This is a genomic window from Neoroseomonas eburnea, assembly GCF_018129005.1.
In the GTDB taxonomy this organism is placed as follows: domain Bacteria; phylum Pseudomonadota; class Alphaproteobacteria; order Acetobacterales; family Acetobacteraceae; genus Neoroseomonas; species Neoroseomonas eburnea.
Window position 1 is genome coordinate 20,224 of record NZ_JAAEDL010000036.1, and the last position, 23,792, is coordinate 44,015.

The 23,792-nt window shown below is 68.5% G+C and carries 17 protein-coding genes and 1 pseudogene; 16 read left to right on the top strand and 2 right to left on the bottom strand.

Going from position 1 to position 23,792, the window contains the following annotated elements; genetic code table 11:
* Positions 1 to 93: 93 nt before the first annotated feature.
* From GXW74_RS28190 to GXW74_RS24315, 4 genes are read left to right on the top strand one after another with little or no spacing between them, the layout of a single operon-like run.
* Positions 94 to 672, top strand: coding sequence for an elements of external origin (locus tag GXW74_RS28190; RefSeq protein WP_246524025.1), 579 nt, complete (start codon positions 94 to 96; stop codon positions 670 to 672).
* Entirely contained in the window at positions 672 to 2,642 is a 1,971-nt protein-coding gene (locus GXW74_RS24305; RefSeq protein ID WP_211849186.1) for a phage terminase large subunit family protein, read from the top strand. Before GXW74_RS28190 ends, GXW74_RS24305 begins: the two co-directional genes overlap by 1 nt.
* Before the next feature lie 15 nt (positions 2,643 to 2,657).
* A complete protein-coding gene (locus GXW74_RS24310) occupies positions 2,658 to 2,894 on the top strand; it encodes a phage head-tail joining protein (protein WP_211849187.1) in 237 nt (78 codons plus the stop codon).
* Positions 2,894 to 4,360 carry a phage portal protein gene (locus tag GXW74_RS24315; RefSeq protein ID WP_211849188.1) on the top strand — a complete coding sequence of 489 codons (1,467 nt, stop codon included), beginning with the start codon at positions 2,894 to 2,896 and terminating at the stop codon, positions 4,358 to 4,360. The genes GXW74_RS24310 and GXW74_RS24315 overlap by 1 nt, the downstream gene beginning before the upstream one ends.
* 10 nt (positions 4,361 to 4,370) lie before the next feature.
* On the opposite strand, the gene GXW74_RS28195 is transcribed toward GXW74_RS24315, so the two are convergent.
* Both GXW74_RS28195 and GXW74_RS28700 read right to left on the bottom strand, forming a co-directional pair.
* Complete coding sequence (locus GXW74_RS28195) at positions 4,371 to 4,721, bottom strand: hypothetical protein (RefSeq protein WP_246524044.1); 351 nt, start codon at positions 4,719 to 4,721, stop codon at positions 4,371 to 4,373.
* Positions 4,722 to 4,943: 222 nt separating this feature from the next.
* Positions 4,944 to 5,129: a hypothetical protein gene (locus GXW74_RS28700; RefSeq protein WP_338148320.1), complete on the bottom strand. Its 186-nt coding sequence runs from the start codon at positions 5,127 to 5,129 to the stop codon at positions 4,944 to 4,946.
* Between the two features lie 272 nt (positions 5,130 to 5,401).
* On the opposite strand from GXW74_RS28700, the pseudogene GXW74_RS24325 reads away from it, so the two are divergent.
* The 12 genes and pseudogenes from GXW74_RS24325 to GXW74_RS24385 form a co-directional block, all read left to right on the top strand.
* Positions 5,402 to 5,815, top strand: a pseudogene (locus GXW74_RS24325) (phage major capsid protein); the annotation flags it as partial.
* Between the two features lie 78 nt (positions 5,816 to 5,893).
* Complete coding sequence (locus GXW74_RS24330) at positions 5,894 to 6,244, top strand: DUF2190 family protein (protein WP_211849199.1); 351 nt, start codon at positions 5,894 to 5,896, stop codon at positions 6,242 to 6,244.
* Between the two features lie 2 nt (positions 6,245 to 6,246).
* Positions 6,247 to 6,897: a structural protein gene (locus GXW74_RS24335; RefSeq protein ID WP_246524033.1), complete on the top strand. Its 651-nt coding sequence runs from the start codon at positions 6,247 to 6,249 to the stop codon at positions 6,895 to 6,897.
* Positions 6,894 to 7,169 (top strand): hypothetical protein, encoded by a 276-nt coding sequence (locus tag GXW74_RS24340; RefSeq protein WP_007005774.1) that lies wholly within the window; start codon positions 6,894 to 6,896, stop codon positions 7,167 to 7,169. Before GXW74_RS24335 ends, GXW74_RS24340 begins: the two co-directional genes overlap by 4 nt.
* Positions 7,170 to 7,175: 6 nt before the next feature.
* Complete coding sequence (locus GXW74_RS24345; RefSeq protein WP_211849189.1) at positions 7,176 to 7,484, top strand: head-tail joining protein; 309 nt, start codon at positions 7,176 to 7,178, stop codon at positions 7,482 to 7,484.
* Positions 7,485 to 7,487: 3 nt separating this feature from the next.
* Entirely contained in the window at positions 7,488 to 7,961 is a 474-nt protein-coding gene (locus tag GXW74_RS28205) for a DUF6441 family protein (protein WP_338148321.1), read from the top strand.
* Between the two features lie 12 nt (positions 7,962 to 7,973).
* Entirely contained in the window at positions 7,974 to 9,809 is a 1,836-nt protein-coding gene (locus tag GXW74_RS24360) for a hypothetical protein (protein WP_211849190.1), read from the top strand.
* 883 nt (positions 9,810 to 10,692) lie between these two features.
* On the top strand, positions 10,693 to 16,461 hold the full coding sequence (locus GXW74_RS24365) for a DUF3320 domain-containing protein (protein WP_211849191.1): 5,769 nt from the start codon (positions 10,693 to 10,695) through the stop codon (positions 16,459 to 16,461).
* Between the two features lie 156 nt (positions 16,462 to 16,617).
* Complete coding sequence (locus tag GXW74_RS24370) at positions 16,618 to 17,994, top strand: Wadjet anti-phage system protein JetA family protein (RefSeq protein ID WP_338148323.1); 1,377 nt, start codon at positions 16,618 to 16,620, stop codon at positions 17,992 to 17,994.
* Positions 17,984 to 18,676, top strand: coding sequence for a DUF4194 domain-containing protein (locus tag GXW74_RS24375; protein ID WP_211849193.1), 693 nt, complete (start codon positions 17,984 to 17,986; stop codon positions 18,674 to 18,676). The genes GXW74_RS24370 and GXW74_RS24375 overlap by 11 nt, the downstream gene beginning before the upstream one ends.
* Positions 18,673 to 22,116: an SbcC/MukB-like Walker B domain-containing protein gene (locus GXW74_RS28705; protein ID WP_211849194.1), complete on the top strand. Its 3,444-nt coding sequence runs from the start codon at positions 18,673 to 18,675 to the stop codon at positions 22,114 to 22,116. Before GXW74_RS24375 ends, GXW74_RS28705 begins: the two co-directional genes overlap by 4 nt.
* A gap of 85 nt (positions 22,117 to 22,201) precedes the next feature.
* Positions 22,202 to 23,287: a Wadjet anti-phage system protein JetD domain-containing protein gene (locus GXW74_RS24385; protein ID WP_338148324.1), complete on the top strand. Its 1,086-nt coding sequence runs from the start codon at positions 22,202 to 22,204 to the stop codon at positions 23,285 to 23,287.
* Positions 23,288 to 23,792 lie beyond the last annotated feature (505 nt).

Genomic DNA, 23,792 nt, shown 5'->3' on the forward strand with positions numbered 1-23,792 from the left:
GCGCGTGACGGACCATTCGCGCTGCGGCGGGGGCTGAGCCAAGCGCCATCGGCACGACGGCGATTGCTTTCTTCGAGGGGTCTCGATCACATCATGATCGCCACCGCGCAGCCGGGCCGCGTGGCCTCGCAGCGCGAGGTGGCGCGCCGCCTTGGCATCTCCCACACGGCGCTGCAGAAGGCGCAGCGCGCCGGCCGCATCGCGCCCGAGGCCGACGGCGCCTGGGATGTCGAGAAGGTTCGCGCGCGGCTGGCGGACAGCAGCGATCCTGTCCGGAAGACCGCGACTCTGGTGCAGCCAGCAGTGGCAGCACCCCGGCCCGCATCGCCGCCGCCTGTCGCCGCGATTCCGCCGGCCGCCGATCCCCTGCCGCGCGCCGCCCAGAACACCTTCCACGATGCGCGAACGGCGAACGAGGTCCTGAAGGCGCAGGAGCGTCGGCTACGGCTCGACGAACGAAAGGGCAAGCTGGTCGACAAGGCTCGCGCGCTCCTGCTCGTGCACCGGCTCGCCAAGGAGGAGCGCGACGCCATCCTAGCCTGGCCCGCCCGCGTCGCTGCCGAGATGGCGGCCGACCTCGGCGTCGATGTGCATCGGCTGCAGACCATGATGGACACGCGCCTGCGCCAGCACCTGGCCGAGCGGCACGATGTCCGAGTGAGCGTCGGCTGATGGTCGGGGAGCATCTGCTGGACGAACTCGGCCGCTTCGAGGGCGACGCCGAAATACTGCAGGCGTGGCGCGACGGCATGGCGCCGGAGCCGGCGCTGCTCGTGTCGGAATGGGCCGACCGGCATCGCCTGCTCGGCAGCCGCGGCTCCGCCGAGCCGGGACCCTGGCGCACGGCGCGCACGCCCTATCTGCGCGACATCATGGACGCGCTGTCGCCGGCGCATCCCGCTCGGCGTGTCGTGTTCATGAAGGGCGCGCAGGTCGGCGGCACCGAGTGCGGCAACAACTGGATCGGCTACGTGATCCACCACGCACCGGGGCCGATGCTCGCGGTGCAGCCGACCACCGAACTGGCCAAGCGCTTCTCCGACCAGCGCATCGACCCGCTGGTGGAGGAAACGCCGGCGATCCGGGAACGGGTCGCGCCGGCCCGCTCCCGCGACAGCGGCAATCGCCAGCTCAGCAAGGAGTTCCCGGGCGGCCAGCTGGTGATGACCGGCGCGAACAGTGCCGTGGGCCTGCGCTCGATGTCGGCGCGGTTCCTGTTCCTCGACGAGATTGACGCCTACCCCGGCGACGTCGAGGGCGAGGGCGACCCGATCGCGCTGGCCGAGGCGCGGGCGCGGACCTTCGGCTGGCGGCGCAAGATGCTGCTGGTCTCGACGCCCACGATCGCCGGCTTGTCGCGGATCGAGCGCGAATACCTGGCGACCGACCAGCGGCGCTATTTCGTGCCCTGCCCGCATTGCGGCCATCGCCAGCATCTCCGCTTCGAGCGGCTGGTCTGGGACGAGGGACAGCCGGAGACGGCGCGGTACCTCTGCGAGGGCTGCGACGCGGCGATCGGCGAGCAGCACAAGGCGGCGATGCTGGCGGCCGGCGAGTGGCGGGCCACCGCCGAGCCCGCCGACCCGCACGCGATCGGCTTCCACATCTCGGCGCTGTATTCCCCGCCGGGCTGGATGCCCTGGTCGGAGATCGCGCGGCTCTGGCTCGCCGCCCAGGGCGACGACCGCGCGATCAAGACCTTCCGCAACACCGTGCTCGGGGAGACCTGGCAGGAGGCGGGCGAGGCGCCGGACTGGCAGCGGCTCTACGACCGCCGCGAGCACTGGCCGGCCGGCACCGTGCCGATGGGCGGGCTGCTGCTGACCGCGGGCGTCGACGTGCAGCGCGACCGGCTCGAGGCCTCGATCTGGGCCTGGGGGCAGGACCGGCAGTCCTGGCTCATCGAGCACCGCGTCCTGGCCGGCAACCCGTTCGAGGCAGCGGTGTGGGAGGATCTTCGCCTGTTGCTCGGCGAGACTTGGCGACATGCCTCCGGCCACCGCCTGCCCATCGCCATGGCGGCGATCGACAGCGGCGACGGCATGACCACGGCGGAGGTCTACGCCTTCGTGCGGCGGGCCGGCGCGGGCCGCGCCATCGCGGTCAAGGGCCAGGACGGGCTGCGCGCCGCGGTCGGCCAGCCGGCGGCGACCGAGGTGCGGCGGCAGGGGCGCAAGCTCGGCGGGCTCAAGGTCTGGCCGGTAGGCTCCTCCTTCCTCAAGGCCGAGACCTATGGCTGGCTCAAGCTCGACCGGCCGACGGAGGAGAGCGGCGAGCCCTTCCCGCCCGGCTACGTGCACCTGCCGATGCATGCTGCCGGCGAGGAGTTCTGCCGCCAGCTCACCGCCGAGCAGTTGGTCGCCCGCGCCGGGCGCAACGGCTTCCGGCGGCTCGAATGGGTCAAGACCCGCGAGCGCAACGAGGCGCTGGACTGCCGGGTCTATGCGCGTGCAGCCGCAGCGGCGCTGGGCATGGACGGCTGGGGCGACGGGCGCTGGGCGCGCATGGCGGATGCGCTGTCGCTGCCAGCGGCCGAACTTCCCACTGGCGGGAATGTCGCCCCGGCGTCGCCCGCGCAGGCGGCACCAGACACCCATCGCCCGCGCGGCTGGCTTGCGCCGCGCAGCGGCTGGCTGCGCTGAAGGAGGAGGACGCGCATGGACCCGACCGTCCTCGCCTGGGCACTGGCGCAACCGGCCGGCAGCCGCGCGGCCGCGCTCGCCGCCGCCTACACCGGCGGCACCACGCGCGTGACCTTTGACGGGCGGACCGTGGAGTACCGCAGCCTGGATGAGCTCGGCCGGGCGCTGGCGGTGCTGCGCGGCGCAGAGATGACGGCGGCGCGCCGCCCGTCCGTGACGCTGGCCAGCTTCTCTCGCGGGGGAAGCACGTGATGGGCCGGCTACGAGACGCGTGGAACGCCCTGCGCGGCTATGCCGCGGCACAGGATCACCGCGCCTCCGCCTGGGCGCCGTCCGGCGGCAGTGCGACGGCTGAGGTCGGCACCGCCGCGGCGACGGTCGCACGCCGGGCCCGCGACGCGGTGCGCAACGATCCCTACGCCAGCCGTATCGTCGATCTCTGGACCGGCAATGCGGTGGGCGCCGGCATCACGACCCGCTGGCCGGACCAGCGCCATGCCGAAGCCTGGCGCCGCTGGGCGGAGAGCACCGCGTGCGATGCCGAGGGTCGGCTCGACCTCTATGGCCTCCAGGCCCTGGTCATGCGCGCCGTCGTCGAGAGCGGCGAGTGCTTCGTCCGCTTCCTCATGGCCGCGCCCTCGTTTGCCAACCCGATCGGCCTGCGGCTGCAGGTGCTGGAGAGCGATCACCTAGACACCGCCCGGAACGGGATGGTGGACGGCGCCGCCACCATCCAGGGCATCGCCCTCGGCGAGGCCGGCGAGCCGATCGGCTACTGGCTGCACCGGGTGCACCCCGGCGCGGCGTGGATCCTCCCGGGCGCGACTTGGCAAAGCAGCGAGCGCATCCCGGCCTCGGAGGTGCTGCACGTCTACCGCAAGCGCCGGCCCGGACAGCTCCGCGACGTCTCCTGGCTCGCGCCCATCCTCCTTCGGCTGCGTGACCTCGGCGACTACGAGGCGGCGCTGCTGATGAAAGCCAAGATCGAGGCCTGCCTCGCCGCGGTCGTCTCCGAGGAGGGCGACGAGGCCATCACCGGCGCTGCCGCGGGGCTGCTCCGCGATGCCCAGGGCCGCGCGGTGGAGAGCTTCGAGCCGGGGATGATCCTGTATCGCCGGGGCATGGGCAGCGTGGAGGTGGTGAACCCGTCCGGCGGCGGATCGCACGCGGCCTTCGCCCGCCGCGCGCTGGAGGCGGCCGCGGTCGGCGCCGGCCTCACCTACGACCAGGTCTCCGGCGACCTCACCCAGGCGAACTACTCGTCGCTCCGCGCCGGCAAGATCGAGTTCCGCCGCCTCTGCGAGCAGGTGCAGTACGGCATGCTGATCCCGATGCTGGTGCGGCCCATCGCCGACCGCTTCCACGCCCAGGGCGCGCTGCTCGGGCTGTGGGGTGCCGAGATGCCGGACGGCGTCAGCCACGTCCCACCCGCGCACGAGATGATCGACCCGCTCAAGGACACCACCGCCCTCATCGCCCAGGTGCGCGCCGGCTTTGTGCCGCAGCCGGAGGCAGCCGGCGCCTTCGGCTACGACTTCCGCGCCGCCGTGGAGATGATCCGCGAGGCCAATGCGCTGCTCGACGAGGCCGGCATCTCGCTCGACACCGACCCGCGGCGCGTCGCGAAGTCTGGCGCTGCCCAGGACGCCGCGCAGATGGCCGCCGTCGAGATCGCCGCCACCGGCGCCGCCGCGCCTCCCGGAGGAGAACCCCGATGATCGCAGGCGCCTACGACTGGACGGACGACATGCTCAAGATCAAGAGCATGCAGAAGAAGTTCCGCGACAGCTTCAACGGGACGGAAATCAACCCGGCCCGCTGGGATGTCGCGGCCAGCGGCAGCGGCATGGCGCTCGCGGTCGCCGACGGCACCGTCACCATCTCCACCGGCACGACCCTCGACGACGAGATCGTGCTGACCAGCCGCACCGCCTTCACCATCCCGCTGCGCGTCATGGTCGCGGTGAACCTCAGCCAGCGTATCGCCGGCCAGTCGGTCTGGCTCGAGCTGGTCTCGGTCGATCCGACGTCCGCCCAGCCGGACGGCCGCAGCGCCGCCGCCTGGCGGCTCGACGGCACCAGTCCGACGCTCGCGAATTACGAGGTGCAGAGCGAGGGCGCGCCGCGATTGGCGAGTTCCTCGGGCTCGCCGATCCCGACCACCGTCCCCACCGGCTGGTCGGTGCTGGAGATCGAGCCGACCAACGACGAATGCTGGTTCCACGGAAGGCAGCTCGACACAACGGCGGCGCGCTCGAACTCCTATGTCCGGCACCAGCAGATCCCGGAGCCGAATGCGCTCTACCGCTTCCGGATCCGCGTGCGGAACCGGCAGTTCATCAACGGCATCTCCGCGGTCGCCAACAACGGCTCCGGCCTGGTGCGCATCACCCGCGCCGCGCATGGCTTCGCGACGAACGATGTGGTGACGGTCGCCGACGTCTCCGGCGTGCCCGGTGCGAACGGCACCTTCACCATCACGGTCATCGACGCGAACAGCTTCGACCTGGTCGGCTCGACCTTCTCCGGCGCCTACCTGAACACCGGCTGGGCCTCGGTCAGCCGGAACCTGGCGCCGGCCTCGAGCACCGATGTGAAGGTGCAGTTCGTCACCATCGCCGACTACGCCGAGTTGACGACCGAGATCACCGCCGGGCGCGGCCAGTCGGTCGCCGGCCAGGGGCTCGGCGTGAACGTGCTGAGCAATGTCGCCCCGACGCTGACGGCGGTGGGCGGCCAAGGCCGGCGCGGGCTCTGCTCTCGACCTGCCGAACCTCGCCACCGGCCGCGCCGCCATCATGCGCCAGAAGACCCTAGATGGCCTGCCCATCTCGATCGGCAGCACCATGCGGCTGCTGGTCGGCCCGAGCCAGGAGCTCGCGGCCCGGCAGCTCACCATCAGCGTCGCCGCCAACCAGATCGGCAACGCGAACGTCTTCGCGGGCTTCGTGCAGCCGCTTGTCGAGCCGCTGATCGGGGCGAACCGCTGGTACCTCTTCTCCGACCCGCTGAGCGCGCCGGTCTACGTATACGGCTACCTGAACGGGGCGGAGGGGCCGCAGGTCACCACCGGCCCGGTCCAGGGCGCCGACGGCATCGAGGTCAGCGTGATCTTCGACTTCGGCGTGGGCGCCATCGACTGGCGCGGCGCCTGGTTCAACCCCGGCACCTGAGCGTCCGACCACCCCTCGTGAACCTACGCAGAGGCCGCCCACCCGGGCGGCTTCTGCGTTTCTGGAGATCCCATCCCCATGCGCAACTGCATCCGTCCCGACGCCCGCTCCGTCCCCATGGTCGTGCCCTATGCCGGCGGCATCCTCTCCGGCCAGGGCATGCTGGTCGGCGCCTTCTTCGGCGTGGCCGCGGCCGACGCCGCGCAGAACGCCACCGTCGAGTGCGAGACCCGCGGCGAGTTCGAGCTCACCAAGGATCCGACCCAGGCCATGGCCGCTGGCACGCGCGTTTTCTGGGACAACACCAACCGGCGCCTGACCACCACCGCGACGGGCAACTTCCAGGTCGGCGTTGTCACCGCCGCCGCCCTCGCGGCCGACGCCACGGTGCGCGTCATGCTGGCCCGCGTACCGGCCTCGGGGGCGTGACCATGGATCCCAAGGCCAGCCGGGGCTACCGCAACCGCAACCCCGGCAACATCGAGCACGTCGCCACGAACAAGTGGCTCGGCCTCGAGACGCCGCCCTCGGACGGGCGGTTCTGTCGGTTCCGCTCGCATCAGCACGGCATCCGCGCGCTGGCCCTGCTGCTGCAGAGCTACCAGGACCGGCACGGGCTGCGCACCGTGCGCGGGATCGTGGCGCGCTGGGCGCCCAGCACCGAGAACAACACCCGCGCCTACCAGGACGTCGTGGCCAAGCGCCTCGCGGTCGGGGTGGATGAGCTCATCGACCTGCACGACGCTGCGACGATGCGCGGGCTGGTCGAGGCGATCATCCGCCATGAGCTCGGCGGCATGCCCTACGCGCCGGAGACGATCGCGGAGGGCCTGCGCATGGCCGGCCTGGTCCAGCCCGGCCTCGCCCACAGTGGCACGGTCCGCGCCGCCGCGGGCTCGGTGGTTGCCGGCGTCACAGCGGCGGCGGTGGTCGATGCGGTCACGACGCTGGCGCCGCATTCCGATGGCCTGGCCGCGGTGCTGCGGGCGCTCGGCCCCTGGGGCGTTGCCGCCGCGGTGATCGGCGTCGCGGCCTGGACCATCCACCAGCGGCTGCAGCGGCAGCGGGAGGTGACCCGATGACGGACCACGACCGCGAACTCGGCACCATCGTCACCCGCCTGACCGAGATCGAGCGGCGCCTGGCGGAGGGCGACAAGGACATGCGCGAGCTCACCCGCACCGTGACCGAGTTGGTCAAGGCGATGGCCGGCCTCACGGCGCGGCTGTCGCTGGCGGCCGGCGGGGTGCCGGGTGCGTCGCCGGCGATCCCGGCGACGGGTGCTGCGGCGGCTGGCGGCATCGTCGGCGCGGCGGTCGGCGCGAAGCTCGCCTCCTGGCTCGGGCTCGGCTGATCCGCCATGGGCGTGTTCGACGACGCGCTGGCGGTGCTCGCGGCCGATCCGAACCTCGGGGTCGAGGCGACCTACCGCGCCGCCGGCACCGGTGCGCCCGTGTTGCTCCGCGTCCTCCGCTCCAGCCCTGATCGGGTAGTGGACGCTTTCGACACGCCGCTGCTCCGCGCGACCGATGTGCTGACCGTCGCCATCGCGGCCCTGCCGGCAATCGAGGTGGGCGACATCTTCGCCATCGGTCCGGACCTGCTGACGGTGGACAGCGCGGAGCGGGACGCCGCCGGGGTCGCCTGGCGCGTACTCTGCCGGCGGTAGGCCGTGCGGCTCACCGCCGTCGTGGGCGACATCCGGAAGTCCCTGGCCGAGGAAGTGCGCGCCGGTGAGCGCGCTGCCTCCCGCGCCGTGCGCGCCGAGACGGATGCCCTGAAGACTGAGCTCCGCGGCCAGGTCACCGGAACCTTGGGCGGCAAGGCGCGCGGCATCGCCAACGCCTGGCGCTCGCAGGTCTTCCCGCGCATCCCCGGCGCCGTCACCGCGCCCGCCGCGCTCGGCATCACCGGCGGCATGCGGCTCTCCGGCGGCTTTCCGTCTGACGTGGTGCGGCTGCAGGTCTTCGAGGCGACCTCGAACAGCCTCGCCGCCGCCGTGAAGCTCGCGACCGAGCCCACCGCGCTGCCCTGGGACCGCACCGGCCTCACCGCGGGCCAGGCCCGCTGGTACTGGCTCCGCGTCGTCTCCGCGGAGGGCAACGTCTCGGCCCTCGCCGGGCCCGTCACCGCCACCGCCCTCTGATCGGAGGCAGCCATGGCCGCCCGCATCGACGACCTGATGGTCCTCGGCCAGAACATCTCCAAGACCGACCTGGCGAAGTACCTCCGCGACCGCGAGGCGGTGCTGCCGCGCGACTTCGGCGGCCTCGGCGACGGCGCCGCCAACGACCGCGCCGCCATCCAGGCCGCCTTCGATCGCGCCGCCGCGGACGGCAAGTTCGCCGTCATCCCGCCCGGCACCTGGAACGTCGACGCCGGCGTCACGCTCGGCGGCGGCGTCCGCGGGCTGATCATGCAGGGGGTGATCCAGTACACCGGCGCGGCCAACGCGGCGGCCACCGTGCTGACGCTGGGCGATGGCGGCACCACCCGCAACGGCGAGAAGCTCTACCTCAACCTCCAGGTCACGCGGCAGATCCAGTCGGACTGGGCGAGCGAGGCCGACATCGGCATCCTCGCGCGCAACCTCGACTCCTCGCTGCTCGACCTGCGCCTGGTCTCGGGCTTCACGATCGGGCTGCGCACGCTGGGGGACGGCCGCGGCTTCGAGGACACGACGCTGATCCTCGGCCGGATCCTGAACAACCGCTACGGGCTCGACGCGCACTGCGCCACCGCCACGGCCTGGAACACCTCGATCCGCTACTATGGCGGCCACTTCGCCTGCGCGACCGGCATCAACCCGACGCTCGACCGCTTCGGGGTGCGCTTCTCTCGGCAGGCGGGGGCCTACAACAACCACAACCGGCACATCTTCGACGGGCCGAACTTCGAGCTGCGCCAGCTCGACCCGAACGTCGCCATCCCCTTCCTGAACGAGACCAGCGGCACCGCGATCATCTCGCGGGGCATGCGCATGGAGGCCTGCTCGCCGATCGCGGCGCGGCATACCGGGGCGGCGACCGACTGTGAGTACGAGGTGGCCTGGGCGCAGACCTACGCGATCGGCATCGACTACACCGCGACGGCGACCCGCGCCGGCAACGCCGTCTACAACCGGCACCGAGCGCCGGCGTCGCGGCTGACCCGGCTGCTGGCGAACCTCCCGAACCTGCGCGCCGCCGCCTTCAGGCACAGCAACACCGAGATCGGTGTGGAGGGGGCGTGCATCATCGCCACCTCCACCACGACCGAGACCACCATGGCGGCGCTGTCCTGGAACGGGCTGGACGGCATCGCGGCGACCGGGCGGGGGCTGCTGCTGAACGCCAACCGCGGCGTCGCTTTCGTGGTCCAGACCACGCACGCGAAGGAGTTCGCCCTGGCGCATTGGCTGGTCGGCGGCGCCGATGGCGGACGGCTCTGCGTGCGCTGCTTCGACGGTGCCGGCACCGTGCGGGAGAACCAGCCGCAGGACGTTCTGGCCTCCGGCACCACCTTGCAGTGGGACACCGCCTCGAAGAGCTGGCAGGCGGGCGCGGTGATGCAGGACAGCTCGCTAAACCGCCGGCAGACGGTGCGGCTCGGGGCGGGCGTCGCCTTCGCGCAGATCGGGATCATCGGCTTCGACGGGCAGATCGAGCTCGAGGCGCTGCGGCTCTACGGCCTGCCGGAGGATGCCCCGGCCATCCTCTACGGCTGCCCGTCGCTGCCGGCAGGAACGCGGACGCTCGCGCTGGAGACCACCTGGGACCTGCCGAGCCTCGGGCCCGGCGCGACGGCCAACGTCGACGTCACGGTGCCCGGCGCACGGCGCGGCGACTTCGCGGACGCCTCGCTCGACACCAGCAGCATCGCCTTCGTGCTCGACTGCCACGTCTGGTCGAATAACAGCGTGCGCGTGACCGCGCGGAACGTCAGCGCCTCGACGGTGGACCTGGCTGCCGCACCGCTGGCGGTGCAGGTGACGAAGCGGCGGTTGCCGACTTAGCGGGTTGAGCCAAAGCCACGCGAGGCGGTGGCACCGTGTAGTCAGGATGACGGGCCCGCCACTCGCGCACAGCAGCTCGCTCCCGATCAAAGTCTGTCGGCCCCAACTCGCTCCCATCCTCGCCGATGAGGCCGGCCTCCAGCTTAGCCGCCACGATGTGCCAATGACGGTCGATGTCCGCCTGTACCTCCGGCCCAGCCGGCCAATGCTTCGCGTACAGCCGAGCGCAGATATCGCGCGCGACAGTCTCGATGTTGCTCGGGGGCGGCGCCATAGGGGCACGATACTCGAGAGGTGCGGGCTGAAAAAGCACTTCCCCACAAGAGCGATCCGACCGAGGGGTGCGGGATCGGAAAGGCAGGGTGGTCGCGTCCCTGGCTTCTCACCTGAGCATCATCTGGCCGAGTCGGCATCGCCGCCTTGACGGAGGTGGTGGGGCCCTCGTGGGAAAAGCACCGCCGCTGAGGCCACCATGTGTTGGATGCACCCCCCAACCAGTCGACCAGGGGCGCCTGAGTTCAAGACGCAATTGCAATTTTCTGGCTAGCGAGGATGATGACTGAAATGCAATAGGACTGTGCAGTTGGCCGGAGCTTGGACGACGTTGGACCAAGGTACTCAAGCTGCAGAAGAGACGGCGACACCGGGCAGCACAGAAGCTGACCTCGGTAGCACTTCCAGGATTCAACTTTCGGCCCGGGTCCAGGGTGCCATCAACGTTGCGCTCTGGGCAAATCATGTCCCGGTCCTCTCAGAGCTGACCCTTCTCAATGATACGGAAGACCGCCTCGGCGACATTATCGTGGAGGTCACCAGCACCCCCCCTGCCATCTTGCCTCGCAGTTGGCGGCTTGCGGAAGTCGGGTCCGGCCAGATGCGGGTGGTGGACGATCTCGACTTGAAGCTGGATGGCGCGTGGCTCGGCAGCTTGACCGAAAGTGTCCGCGGCAGCGTCTCTTTCACGGCCCGATCAGGCGAGCGGTGCGTTGCCGAGGTGACGCAGGATGTGCGCTTCCTGGCGCATAACGAATGGGGCGGGAACGGAAGCATCCCCGACCTGCTGGCTGCCTTCGTCGAGCCCAACGACCCGGCTGTCGCAATCATCTTGCGCAAGGCGTCGGACCTGCTCCGTGCGCAGGGCAAGCCCGACAGTCTCGAAGGCTACCAGGCGACGTCGAAGCAGCGCCTCTGGGAGCAGGCCGCCGCAGTGTGGAGCGCCGTCTGCTCGCTCGACATCCGCTACGTCAACCCGCCGCCCTCCTTTGAGACTGAAGGGCAGCGTGTCCGCCCGCCGCGGCAGATCATGGAGGAGCGGCTTGGCACATGCCTTGACCTGACTGTGCTGTTCGCCGCCTGCCTGGAACACGCTGGCTTCCGTCCGCTCATCGTGCTGACCAAAGGCCATGCTTTCGCCGGCGTGTGGCTCTCTAAGCATGATTTCGGTGCCTCGGTAGCAGATGATGCGCCAAGCCTTCGGACGCGCCTTGCACTGAATGATGTCCTACTCTTCGAGACAACACTCTGCACCCAGGCGCCCGCGCCCGGCTTCAAGCGAGCCTGTGCCGCTGGGGCTGAGAAGGTCGCGGCTGGGCACGACAGCGAGTTCGAAGGGGTCATTGACGTGCATAGGGCACGCCAGCGGCGCATCCGTCCGCTGGGCGCGCCGACCGGCGGGTATGCCCGCGGCATCACCGGAAGCGCTGGCGATGCCGCCCCGATCGAAGTCGGACCGCCGCCTATCGAGGACGCGCCACCGCTACGCGATGATGACGTACCGGAGGCGGACCCGCCACCAGCCACTGCCGCTGATCGGCTGGCGCGCTGGCGCAAGCGGTTGCTCGATCTCTCTGGTCGGAACCGGCTGCTAAATCTCAGGCTGGGCGGCAGGCAGGCGCTTGCCATCGATTGCAACGACCCCGCCAGATTGGAGGACATGCTCGCCGATATGCGGGGCAGCGCGAAGCCGCCGCCGATCAGGTTCCGCCCCTGGCCGGATCTGATGGCAGGCGGCGATCCCCGGAGTGCCCGGCTGCATCGGGATCGTCTGAACGAGGAAGCTAATCAGGCCTACGCTCGCGACGCGCTGGCCAAGCGCGAACTGCTCGTGGCGCTGGAAGAGGAGAAGCTCCAGGCCAGCCTGACGGAGGTGTTCCGAACCGCCAGGGCGTCGCAGCAAGAGGGCGGTTCGAACACGCTCTACCTGACGATCGGCGCCCTGCTGTGGAAACCGAAGGGGAAGGATAAGCCCTATCGCGCGCCCCTGATCCTCGTGCCCGTGGTACTTGAGCGCCCGAGTGTGAAGTCGGGCTTCCAGCTCCGCGCCCACGACGACGAGACTCGCATCAACGCCACGCTGCTCGAAATGCTGAAGCAGGAATACGGCGTTCAAATGCCCGATCTCGAAGTGGCCCCCGAGGACGGTTCGGGGTTGGACGTCCGTGCGATCCTTGACGCTTTCCGGCGCAAGGTGCGCGACATCGCCGGATGGGAGGTGACGGACGAGGTCGCGCTAACCAATCTGTCCTTCACCAAATATCTCATGTGGAAGGATCTGGCCGATCGCGCTGATGCGCTACGGGAGAGCGAGGTTGCGCGCCGGCTCATGGACGGCCCATCCGATGGCGACACGGGGCCCGACGGCGCTGTAACGGGCAGTGGCCGGACCGACGCGGCGGGCCATGCCGGCGCTGCTCTCGACGACGAGCCAGATCTCCTCGGGCTCGCCTGCCCGATGGAGGCGGACAGCTCGCAACTCCGCGCGGTCGCCGCCGCTGCGCGGGGTGAGAGCTATGTTCTCATCGGCCCGCCCGGGACGGGCAAGAGCCAAACCATCACAAACATCATCGCAAACGCGCTCGCCCAAGGCAGGAGCGTGCTGTTTGTGGCTGAGAAGCGCGCGGCCCTGGAGGTCGTCCAGCGCCGTCTGCGCCAGGTGGGCCTCGATGATTTCTGCCTGGATCTGTTCTCGTCCAAGGCCTCCAAAATGGCTGTGCTGGAGCAGCTGAATCGAGCCCAGCAGGCCCGCGAGGCCTTCGATCACTCGGCCTGGGCCTCCGCGGGGCAGGAAGCGACGGCCCTGCGCGCGGAGCTCAACGGCTATGTGCGCGAGCTGCATCGGAAGGGGCGCAACGGCTGGACGCCCTATCGGGCCATCGGCGTGATGCTTCGCGCCGAGACCGGCGGCGTCCCCGAAGTCGCGCTGTCGTGGCCGTCGCCCGATACGCATGATGCGGGCGACTACCAGCGCCTCGTGGAAGCAATTGAAGATGCTGCCGCGACGTTGGCCAGGCTTGGCGAGACGGGAACCTGCGCGGCTCTCACCGGGATAGGCGCGAGCGACTGGTCCCCAACCTGGCAAGCCAATCTTGTCGAGGCGGCGCGTCGCGCAGTCGCGGCGCTCGGCCGCCTTCAAGCTGCGCTGCCGGGTGCGCTGCGCGCCCTGGCTCTCCCGAGCGACACCCCGCTAACGCACCAAGCCGTTGATGGGATCGACGGCTTGGCAAGGCTGCTCCTTGACCCAGCAGCGCCCGATGCGGCCTGGGCGTTAGGTGAGGCCGCGCGGGAAGCGCGAGCCGCGCTGCAGGCAGCAGCGGCGATTGCCCGCGACCATGCGGATCTGGCCCGCAAGCTTGATGCGGAATGGAACGCCTCGGTGGCTACGCTTCCGCTGGCAGCCATGCTGGTCGAGTGGAGGGAAGCCAGTGGCCGATGGTGGCTGAAGCGCAGGTCGGCCCAGAAGGCGATCCGCGGGAAGCTGGCAGCGGCAACGACTCGCGTGCCTGAGGACCCCTCCGGCGATCTCCAGCGGCTCATCGCCATGCAGGCGAAGGTGACTGAACTCGCCCCTCATGCTGCGTTTCTTGAGCCACTGCTCGGGCGACGGTGGCGCGGCCTGCAATCGGATTTCGCGGGCATCGAGGCCTCCCTCGACAAAGGGCTGGCCATCAGGTCAGCCGTGGCCGCCTGTGCCGCAGATCCCGCCGCACTTCTGGTGCTCCGCGACCATGTCCGCAGGTTGCTGTCCGAGGGCGCTGATCTGCTCGGTGAGGCTGGCGCCGTGGCTGCACCGCTCCGGCACCTGACCGAGGTGATGGCCGAGGTGAGGGCCGCACTTGCTGCGCTGGCGCCGCTGTGCGGTGGCGATCCGGCACTCGTCGTGGCCGACGGGGAGGCGGATTGGGCTGGGGCGCTCGGGTCTCATTTTGCCGGCTGGGCCGCGAGCGCCTCGCATCTGCGGGACTGGTGCGCATGGCGCGGCGTGGTCCAGCGTGCGGAAGGTCTCGGCCTCTCGCCCCTTCTTGCGGCGATGGAAGGCGGCCTGCTTGCCCCTGCCGATGCCCGCCGGGCGTTCGAGGCCAACTATGCGCGCTGGTGGATCACGGTTGCCGCGGATGATCTGCCGCGGCTTCGTGGGTTCGTCGCCGCGACGCACGAGAAGCGGATCGAGCGATTCCGTGATCTCGACCGGCGAATGCTCGAGCTCTCCGCCCGCGTGGCCCGGGTTCGCATCACCGAGGCCATGCCGGGTGGTTCCGAGCGACAGGCGAGCCCGGAATTCGCCGTGCTGACACGGGAGCTTGCCAAGCGGCAGCGGCATCTGCCCGTGCGGCAGCTGATCACGCGCATGCCGCAGGCAATCCGTCGCCTGACACCCTGCCTGATGATGAGCCCGCTCTCGGTCGCGCAATATCTCCCGGCCGATGCGGCGCAGTTCGACTTGGTCATCTTTGATGAAGCCTCCCAGATCCCGACCTGGGATGCGATCGGTGCTGTCGGCCGCGGCAGGCAGGTGATCGTGGTGGGCGACCCCAAGCAACTTCCGCCGACGCGCTTCTTCGAGCGGGCCATTCCCGACGCCCCCGATGGCAGCGGCGAGGACGGGAAGATCGAGCTCGAAACCGAGGATCTGGAATCCATCCTCGACGAATGCCTTGGCGCCGGCATCCGCAGCGTGGAACTCACCTGGCACTACCGCAGCCGCCACGAAGGACTAATCGCCTTCTCGAACCATCAATACTACGGCGGCCGGCTCGTGACCTTCCCGTCGCCCGTGGTGAAGGACACCGCAGTGTCGTTCCGCCACGTGGCCGATGGCGTCTACGCGCGCGCTGGCGCGCGGACCAACCAGGCCGAGGCCCGGGCGGTCGTCGCCGAAGTCGTCTGGCGCCTTCGCCAGATGGGGGATGGACGGCCTGAGCACTCCATCGGCATCGTGACGTTCAACGCCGAGCAGCAGTCGCTGATAGAGAACCTGCTGGACGAGGCGCGGCGCGAAGATCCCTCCCTGGAGCGGTTCTTCTCGGATGACCTGGACGAGCCCGTGCTCGTGAAGAACCTGGAGGGCGTGCAGGGCGAGGAACGCGACGTCATCATCTTCTCGCTGACCTACGGTCCGGACGTGACCGGCCGCGTCGCGATGAATTTCGGCCCGCTGAACCAATCGGGAGGCGAGCGCCGGCTCAATGTTGCGGTAACTCGCGCGCGAGAGGCTCTGCTGGTTTTCGGCAGCCTTCGCCCGGAGCACATCGATCTCGCCCGGACATCGGCGACTGGCGTGGCGCACCTGAAGCAGTTTCTGACTTTTGCTGAGCACGGCGCGAGGGCCTTCGCGACCACGTCGACCGGTCCGTTGGGCGACTTCGAGAGTCCGTTCGAGGCAGCTGTAGCCGAACGGCTGCGCGCGCGCGGTTGGACTGTGCACCCACAGATCGGCGTGTCTGGCTTCCGCGTCGACCTCGGTATCGTGGACCCCGATGCGCCCGGCGCCTTCCTGGCCGGCATCGAATGCGACGGCGCGACCTATCACCGATCCGCATCAGCGCGTGACCGCGATAGGCTCCGTCAGGCCGTGCTGGAAGGTCTTGGCTGGCGTGTCCAGCGCATCTGGTCGACCGATTGGTGGACGAACGCCGAGCGCGAGACGCACCGCGTCCACCTCGCTCTCGTCGAACTGCTTGAGGCGAAGCGGAACGCCGCGCGCGCCGCGGCGGAGCGGGTGCAGTCGGAAGCTGCAGCGACAAGCCAGGAGCCTGGTGAAGTCGCAGCGAAAGATACAGGGACCGAAGAGGAAGCGGGGCTGGCCAAGAGCCGGCCAGAGTCTGCGGCCGATGAGCCAAGCCAGGATAATGGCGGGCATGCCGAGCCGATCCCCGCTGTGCCGCAAGAGGTGTTGTCTCAGCTTGATCCAGCGAAGTTCTACGAAGACGACTACCGCACGCGCCTCGCTTCACTGGTTCAGGTGCTCCTCGCCGCAGAGGGACCAATGCGCGACGAGGTCCTGGCACAGCGTGTGGCGCGGGCGCATGGTTTCCAGCGAACAGGGCGGCGCATCCGAGAGGCGGTCTATGCGGCATTGCCGGCCGGTGTCCGGACAACCACGGAAGGCGAAGCGGTCTTCCTCTGGCCGCCGAACGTAAAGCCAGAAGACTGGTCCACATTCCGTGACCCGCCGCCTGGGCAGTACCGCGATCCAGTCGAGATACCGATGGAGGAGTTGCGGGTGCTCGCGCGGCGCATGCTGATGCGCGGCGGTCCGGACGAGGAGGTCGTGACCGCGATGCGTGATGCCATCGGCATGCGGCAGATGCGCGAGGCATCACGCCAGCGTTGCCTCGCTGCTTTAGTAGCTGTTCGGCAGGGGATCACCCGTTGACACTCCCGCGCTGACTTGGCCGCCAAGCATTCCTCACGCAACCGGATTCGCTGGTGTGATGATCCGCCGGCACTATACTGTTCGGAACCGAATCGGGAATTTGGCGTGGCGGACGGGGCCGACGAAGCAATGCATGAACGGCAGCGCTTGTTCGGCGTGCTGCCCAATACCCTGTTTGGCGTATTCCACCGCGCATCGCGGGTCGAGTACGCGCGGCTTATCGTCGAGATATGGGAGGAATTCTACGCTGACCCGCTAGAAGACCATCCACTTGCGCGTCAGGTCACAGCTTTCATCGATGACCAAGTCCGGCAGCGGCGCTCGGTGGGACTCCTCGGTGTGGAGGATGCGCAGGCGGCGGAGAGCCCGGGCGCTAGCGCCTACCGTGTTCTCGTAGATGCGGGATGGCTTGCGCCCTACCCAGACGCCTATCGCACCCGTGTCGACATGCCCGAGCCGGTGCAGCGGCTGGTGCGGTTCTTGCGCGACCTGGAGCGTGGGTCTGCGGCGACTCTAGGTGGTGCCGTCGCAGCCATGCGATCCGCACTTCAGGGCGTACGTGACAACCCAGAGGGAAATGCGCTCGCGGTGCGTGACACCGCCGGTCGCGCTGAAGACTTCCTTTGGCGGCTCCGCGGCTTGGTCGCAGGATTGCGGCGCATCGAGAGGGAGATATTGGAGGAGTCAGACCCCGGCCGGACCCTGGGTAGGTTCTTCGCGAGCTTCGTCTCTGTCGTGATCGCCGACTGGCACGTCTTGAAGACTGCTCATAACCCCTACCGCCACCGGGGTGAGGTCATCGACTTAGCGTCGCGGTTGCTCGACGATCCCGAGGCGCTTCGGCGTCTCGCCTTCGCCTACGCCGACCAGGAACTTGCGCCCGACATTGGCGCGGCGCGCATGGCCGTTAGGGACGACCTCGAACGTGTCCGTTCGAACCTACTTGGCCTCGACCGTTTGATGACTCGGCTGGACGGCGTCAGACGGCGCATCGAGCGGCGGGTCGCGATCACTGTCGCTTATCTGGACCTAGTAGGTGAGGGAAGTGGCGAACGGCTTCACGCGCTACTGAGGGAGCTTGGGAGGTACGCGGAACCAGGTGATCAGGTTCCGATCACAACCCTCGCCCCAGAGCCGGGCCAACTAGCCCCGCACACGCTTGCGGTACCGCGCGCCCCTCGCACTAGGCTAGACTCGACCCCACCATCTAGAGAACCTCCGGACCCACGTCTCGCTGCGTTTGTCGAAGCTCGCCGCGCTTTCCTAGAGCGGACAAGGGTCGGAAATGCGATGCTCGCCGAGTTCGTCGCGCGGCAGTGTGCAGACGGCGAGCCTCGCCGAGCCGCAGACATCTCCATCGATAGCATCGAGGATGCGGTCGCAACCTGCGCGATCCCCGTACTCACGTTGCGGCGCGTGAACTGGCCGGGCTTCACGGTGGAATCGCTGCCGGGCCGGGCGGTTAGCGCAATGCTCGATGGCCCTGACTTCCGCCTCGTTCCCGGCGCGCGGGGGAAGATCGGTGCTGAGTGATCTCGAAGAAGCGCTGGAAGCAAGCGCGAACCGGGGCCGGAAGCTTGAGGACTTCCAGGCGGCCGCTGACGTCCTGCTGACACGCCAGTTTGCCTATCGGACCGACCGTGGTTCGTCCCGGTTGGTCGCCACTGTGATTGCGAACCGCGACTACTTCGGCGACCTGATGCTCGCGGTTGGGCGTCGACTAATCATCGACGAGCGTGCTGGCATGGTGGGTGCGGTGCCGGTTGACGGTAGGGGGCGGCGCCTCCCGCTTGAGGACAGCCTGCTGCTGCTAACGATGCGGGTTGCATACCAAGACGGGATCCCGGGGCGCATCAACGACGACGGCGAGGTTGAGGTCACGACCGACGAGTTGATAGCGAAGCTGGAGGAGTTATCGGGCAGACGCAAGGACAGCCTGCCGCGCCTTCGAGGGACTACAGGACTATCGGAGGTCATCAGCTCGCTCGGGCCAGGCGTCGCCCGGGAGGGTGAGGCCGTAGAAGGCGAGGACCGAAACAGAGTTGTACATTTGCGCGCTGGGCTGTTGCACGCAGTGGGGCTCGATGCGCTGACCCGACTTGAAGCTTTCGCATCGGAAATCGTCTCAAGGCGCCGGTCCCAGGCGGCCGAGGTTAACGCCACAGACGCCGACCTTTCCGAGGTACCGTCCTTCGGGGAGGGGAACTCGACGTGATTCTCCTTCGCCGCATCATCCTTGTGAATTGGTATGCCTTTGCGGCTCAGGAGGTGGAAGTTCGCGGGGATGTTGCATTCGTTGGCGACAACGGCGCGGGCAAGAGCTCCATCTTGGACGCCGTGCAACTAGCATTGACGGGAGGCGACCGGCGGTACTTCAGCCCCAATGCACGGGCCGAAGATGGCAGGAGGCAGGGGCGTCGCACTGTGCGAGACTACTGCATCGGCCGGCTTGGTGGGCCGGACGAGGAGCCACTGCGCCAGGGCGGCATGACGTATGTGGTGCTCGTGGTTTCGGACGATGCGGGTGGCCGCCTTCACAGCTTTGGCGTCGGCCTCTACGCCGACGAGGCGAAGCCGGAGGAGGAACTCGAGGCGCTGTTCGTCGTCCCCGGCGTGGAACTGCGCGCGTCCGACCTACACGTTGCGGGGCGCCTCGAAGGCGCGGCTTCGCCTTGGCCCGAGCTCAGGCCCCGCCTTGAAGCTATGGCGCGGAGCGCCGGCCAAACGCTGCAAACCTACCGCGACCAGCCAGGCCAGTATGTCAAGGGCCTGCTTGTTCACCTCAGGGGTCGGCATGGGGCAGCAAACCCAGAGCATTGGCTTCGGGCTCTGCGGCTCGCGGTCAGGTTCAGGGGCGTAGAGAACCCAGATGACTTCGTTCGCAACTACGTATTGCCTGAAGATCCGCTCGACCTGCGCGGGCTCAGAGAGGATATGCGACGCTACCGTGACGTGGTTGAGCGGATACGGGCGCTGGAGGTCAAGGAGCGGGAGCTTACGAGTGTCGCGGACCGGCTCGATGCACACCTTCGACAGAGGTCAGTGGCACGGGTAGCGCGACTGCTTGGTGCACTGGCGGAACGCGAAGCCGCAAGGGTTAGGGTCCGTTCGTCCCAGGAGACCATTACCGACCGTGAGGTCGAGCTCAAATCATGCGAGGCGGAGCTCCGACAACTCGAATTAGACATGGGAGAAGCCCAGGCCGAGCGCGAGGACGCTCGGCGTGCCCTAGACGCTGATCCGTCGCGGGCGAGGCTCGCCGAAGCCAAGGCCGTGCACGCTGATGCAAGGCGACTTCTTGCCGAGGCAAGGGCGCCCCTCGATGCTCAACGTGAGAAGCTGCGCGTCGTAGTGGAGGCCCTTCGAGTTGAGGCGGCAACTCGATCGATTGCAGGTGCCAACACGCTCAGAGCTTCGTTCCAAACTGCCGTTGTTGGGGATCTCGCGAGCGCTTGGCCGGGCGATGGCGATGCTGTCAGGCGGGCGCTTGCGGAGCGAGGAGCGATAGGTGAGGCGTGTCGAACGATGCGGATCCAGGCGGAGGCCGGGGCGCGTGCCGTCGTTGACGCGAAGACCCGCTTAGAAGAGATCGAGGGCCGCCTTGCCGACGCGCGGCGGGGCGGCTTTCGGCTAAGGCGAGAGACGCGCGACCTGGTCGAAGTGCTCTCCGCTGAAGGCATGACGCCGCAGCCACTTTGTGCCGTCGTTGAGGTCACAGACCCGTCCTGGGCACAAGCAGTCGAAACCGTGCTCGGCGCCGGACGAGAGGCGGTGCTGGTGGACGCAGCGCATGTCCAGGCAGCTGTCCGACGTGTCCGGCGTGAGCGCGCGCGCTTCTACGACTGCATCGTGGTGCAGGCAGCCCTGGTCGACCGCTTCGGTGGGGCTCCAGAGCGAGGATCACTTGCAGAGGTCGTGCGTACCTCTGATCGCCGGGCAAGGGCATTCCTCAATCAGCGCCTTGGTGCGTTCCGACGGGTTGAGACCGAGGCGGATCTCGAAGCGGCCGGCCGAGCGGTTACTCGTGACTGCCAGGTCGCGTCTGGCGGTGGCATCCAGAATCGGAGGCCGACGGACCAACTTGTGCTGGGGCGGCGGTACACTGAGGATGACGTCCGCCAACTCGCGGCCGAGCACGATGTCGCAATGGACGCGCTAAGGGTAGCCGAGACAACGGCCGGCAACCTCGCACGGGCAGCAACCAAGCTCGAGCTGGCTGCCGAGGCTCTGCCCGCACCCGATGACTTTGAGGCCGCCCTGGGCAGCTTCAAGGCCGCCGACGCTGCCCTTAACGCGGCGCAGGCCGAGGTCGAGCGGATGTCCGCCGAGGTGCCCGCCGAGCTAGCCGAGCGGCTGAAGCACGCAGATGACCGCGTCGCGCAGGTCGACCAAAGCAGGCGCAAGGCGTCTGGTCGGCGTGACCTAGTCCGCGACGGCTTGTCACGGGCCAAGGCCGACCTCGAAGGAGCCGAACGTGAAGCGCGCCGTGCAGACGAAACGCTGACCGCGCTTCCGGCGGAGATGGATGAGATGGCGGCGGCGGAGGCAGAGTTGACAGAACGCCGAGGCCGTCGCGCAGGCTTCACAAGCCTGATTGACGAAGCCCGCGGGCGGGCAGCGAACGCAGATCGAGAGGCAGAAGCGCAATGGCGAGCGGGCTTCAACGCGCTTGTCGCCTATTGGCACAAGCATGGAGAGGCCCCCCGCCGGGACGGAGCCCCCGACCCCTCTAGCCTCGGAGAAGTCGAGGGTGCTGTTCGCTGGGTCCGGGAACGGCTCGACCGCCTCCGCGGGCACGAGCTCCGCGAGCACAAGGACGCCGCCGTATCGGCCGCAGAGAAGGTGTCTCAAGGTCTGCGCCAAGACCTGTTCGTAAACCTGGCTGCTAGGGTGGCTGGGGCCAAGCGCCTTCTGAACGACTTGAACCGCCATCTACGCGCACGACCGTTTAAGGACGAGATTTACGCGTTCCGGCCAACAGAGAAACCTGAGCTCGCCGACGTGCTGACCGCGGCCGAGGCTGTTCGATTGAACCCGGAGGCGGCCGAGGGACCGCTGGACGCCGATGACATGGACGATCCTGTCGCCCGCGGAAAGCGGCGTGTTCTCGCCCTGCTGGAGGGCGACGGCGCAGGAATCGAGGACGACATAAGGGCACTGTCGGACTACCGGGGCTACTTCATATACGATCTTGAGATGCGGCATCGAGAAACCGGTCGTGTGCTCGGCTACCTCAGCCAGAGACTGCGCACTGGCTCTGGCGGGGAGCGTGAAGCACCCTCCTACGTGGCCGTCGGCACGGCCTTGGCGGCCGCAAACAACATCCAGCCCGGCACATCGCCCGAAGACATCGGGTTTGCCCCTGCAGTCTTCGACGAGGCATTCGCCAAGCTCGACGAGGCCAATATCGGGACAGTCTTGGATTTGATGGGCACCCTTGGGCTGCAGATGCTGGCGGCGGGCCCGACCGGAAAGCGATATTCGTTTGCGTCAAGGTTCGAGACCATCGTCGAGGTTGTTCGGTTGGGCCGTACTGTTCATCTCGTGACCCACCACGGCTCCGAGGAGTATCGCCGCATGTTGAAGGCCGACAATCCGTTCGAGCAGACGCTGGAGGACTGGGACCGTGCCCGTCAGGCGCGCGCCGACGCCTAAAGTGCCGGCTGGCCCGCGGGAGGACACGGCGGGCCCCGCAATTCGGCTCCTCACCCGCCTGCTACGTGAGGCCGAACTCGCTGAGGTGCGGGGGGCCGCCGCCCGGTCTTTGGCTTGGCAGGACCATGAGCTGTCGCCGGCCGAGGTTGAGCCGAGCGCCAGATTGCTTGAGGCTGCAGAGCAAGCGCGCGCGGTCCAATTGGATCGGCACGACGGCTACCGAGCCGGCTTGGTACGACGCGTCCGCATCGTGGATGCAGATGCGCTGGCGAGCTTCCTCGGAGTCCAACGCTATGGGGCGAGGGCGCGACGCCTCCACGAGGCCATCGCTCCTGCCCTCTCGGGTGCGGTTGATTGGCTCTCGGGCCTCGCGGAGCACTGCTCTGCCCGCTGGGCGCGCGGCGAGGCGCCATTCGGGCTGTCCCCCGATGACCCAGAAGCAGCCCGAGAGACGTTCCAGCTGCTGGCGGCACTTGCCCAGGGCGGTGCCGGCCGCGACCGGCGGCGGCTCAGCGTCGAGGCGACCGGTCGCACCAAGGCCCTGGAGGAGCGGCGTCGGCATGTCGTCGCGCTGTTGAGACGGGCCTTCAGCATCGATGACGGCGTTGGGGCAGACGATGTCCTCCGTTCCTTCGGTGTGTCCGCCTTCCTGCCGCCCGTCCTCCTACGAGCAAGCTTCGCCTTGCCGGGTGTCCCGGAGATCGCGGGCGCCCCCTATGTGGGGTTACCCGAGGAGCTCATTTCGACAATGAGGCCGACTCGCCGAGCGCCGTACCTCCTCCTTATTGAGAACCTCGCCAGCTTCAACAGGCACGTCCGTGAACAGCGCGATGAGGGGTTCGTGCTTTACACGGGCGGCTTTCCGTCGGCCGCCGTGCTGCGTGCCGCCGCAGTTCTCGCAAGCCACGTCGACGGCGTCTGGCATTGGGGCGATATAGACCCGGGAGGAGTGCGCATCTTTGCCCTCCTTGAGGAAGCACTGCCGGGCCTCAAGCCGCACCTCATGGATCCCGAACTTGCGATGACCCGGGGCCGCGAAGCCGACGGTGAACCCGCTCTGGCTGTACTCGGGGCATCATCCAGCGCCATAGCCCCTGTCGCCCAGTTCCTGACGGCGGACAGAACCTGGACACTGGAGCAGGAGAGCCTTGACCCGCAGCGACCTGCCTGACGCATGTCCGAACACAGCACGATCGGGCCGAAGAAAAGGCTGACCCTCGACGACGTGAAATCCTAGGCTTTCTGTTAGCATGAGTGACGCGCAAGTCTCACCGCCCAGAGAGTTTCATTCCCCGGTTGCCACCGCTGCTCCAGTCGGTTTCCTTACAACCTGTCTTTCCTGATCGGCCCGTCGCGTTCAGGCGCAGGTTTCCCGCGGTTTTCGGCCGCGACCTTGAGGGTACGCGGCTGCAACGAGGGCGGATTTTCTCTCCGGAATGGCGGAGAGTCTCCGGACCTTGAGGGTTGGGCGATTTAGCCCACAAGGTCCAAGCTCTTAAATTTGCGGACTTTATGTGCCAAGCCTCTTGTCGGGATTCAGCAGCCTCATCGCCCGCGCCAAGGAGACGCAGAGCGAAGAATCCGACCTGATACCCGGCGCACAAAGGGCGGACTCTTTGGGTTGATCCGACGCGGCCGGACATGATTCATCGGCGGGCATGGCTTCGAGGAGCGGA

Excerpts from the sequence above, each read along its gene's own strand:
- GXW74_RS28190 (WP_246524025.1), top strand. The coding sequence starts at position 94 with ATGATCGCCACCGCGCAGCCGGGCCGCGTGGCCTCGCAGCGCGAGGTG.
- GXW74_RS24305 (WP_211849186.1), top strand. The coding sequence starts at position 672 with ATGGTCGGGGAGCATCTGCTGGACGAACTCGGCCGCTTCGAGGGCGAC.
- GXW74_RS24310 (WP_211849187.1), top strand. The coding sequence starts at position 2,658 with ATGGACCCGACCGTCCTCGCCTGGGCACTGGCGCAACCGGCCGGCAGC.
- GXW74_RS24315 (WP_211849188.1), top strand. The coding sequence starts at position 2,894 with ATGGGCCGGCTACGAGACGCGTGGAACGCCCTGCGCGGCTATGCCGCG.
- GXW74_RS28700 (WP_338148320.1), bottom strand. The coding sequence starts at position 5,129 with ATGACCGTGATGGTGAAGGTGCCGTTCGCACCGGGCACGCCGGAGACG.
- GXW74_RS24330 (WP_211849199.1), top strand. The coding sequence starts at position 5,894 with ATGCGCAACTGCATCCGTCCCGACGCCCGCTCCGTCCCCATGGTCGTG.
- GXW74_RS24335 (WP_246524033.1), top strand. The coding sequence starts at position 6,247 with ATGGATCCCAAGGCCAGCCGGGGCTACCGCAACCGCAACCCCGGCAAC.
- GXW74_RS24340 (WP_007005774.1), top strand. The coding sequence starts at position 6,894 with ATGACGGACCACGACCGCGAACTCGGCACCATCGTCACCCGCCTGACC.
- GXW74_RS24345 (WP_211849189.1), top strand. The coding sequence starts at position 7,176 with ATGGGCGTGTTCGACGACGCGCTGGCGGTGCTCGCGGCCGATCCGAAC.
- GXW74_RS24360 (WP_211849190.1), top strand. The coding sequence starts at position 7,974 with ATGGCCGCCCGCATCGACGACCTGATGGTCCTCGGCCAGAACATCTCC.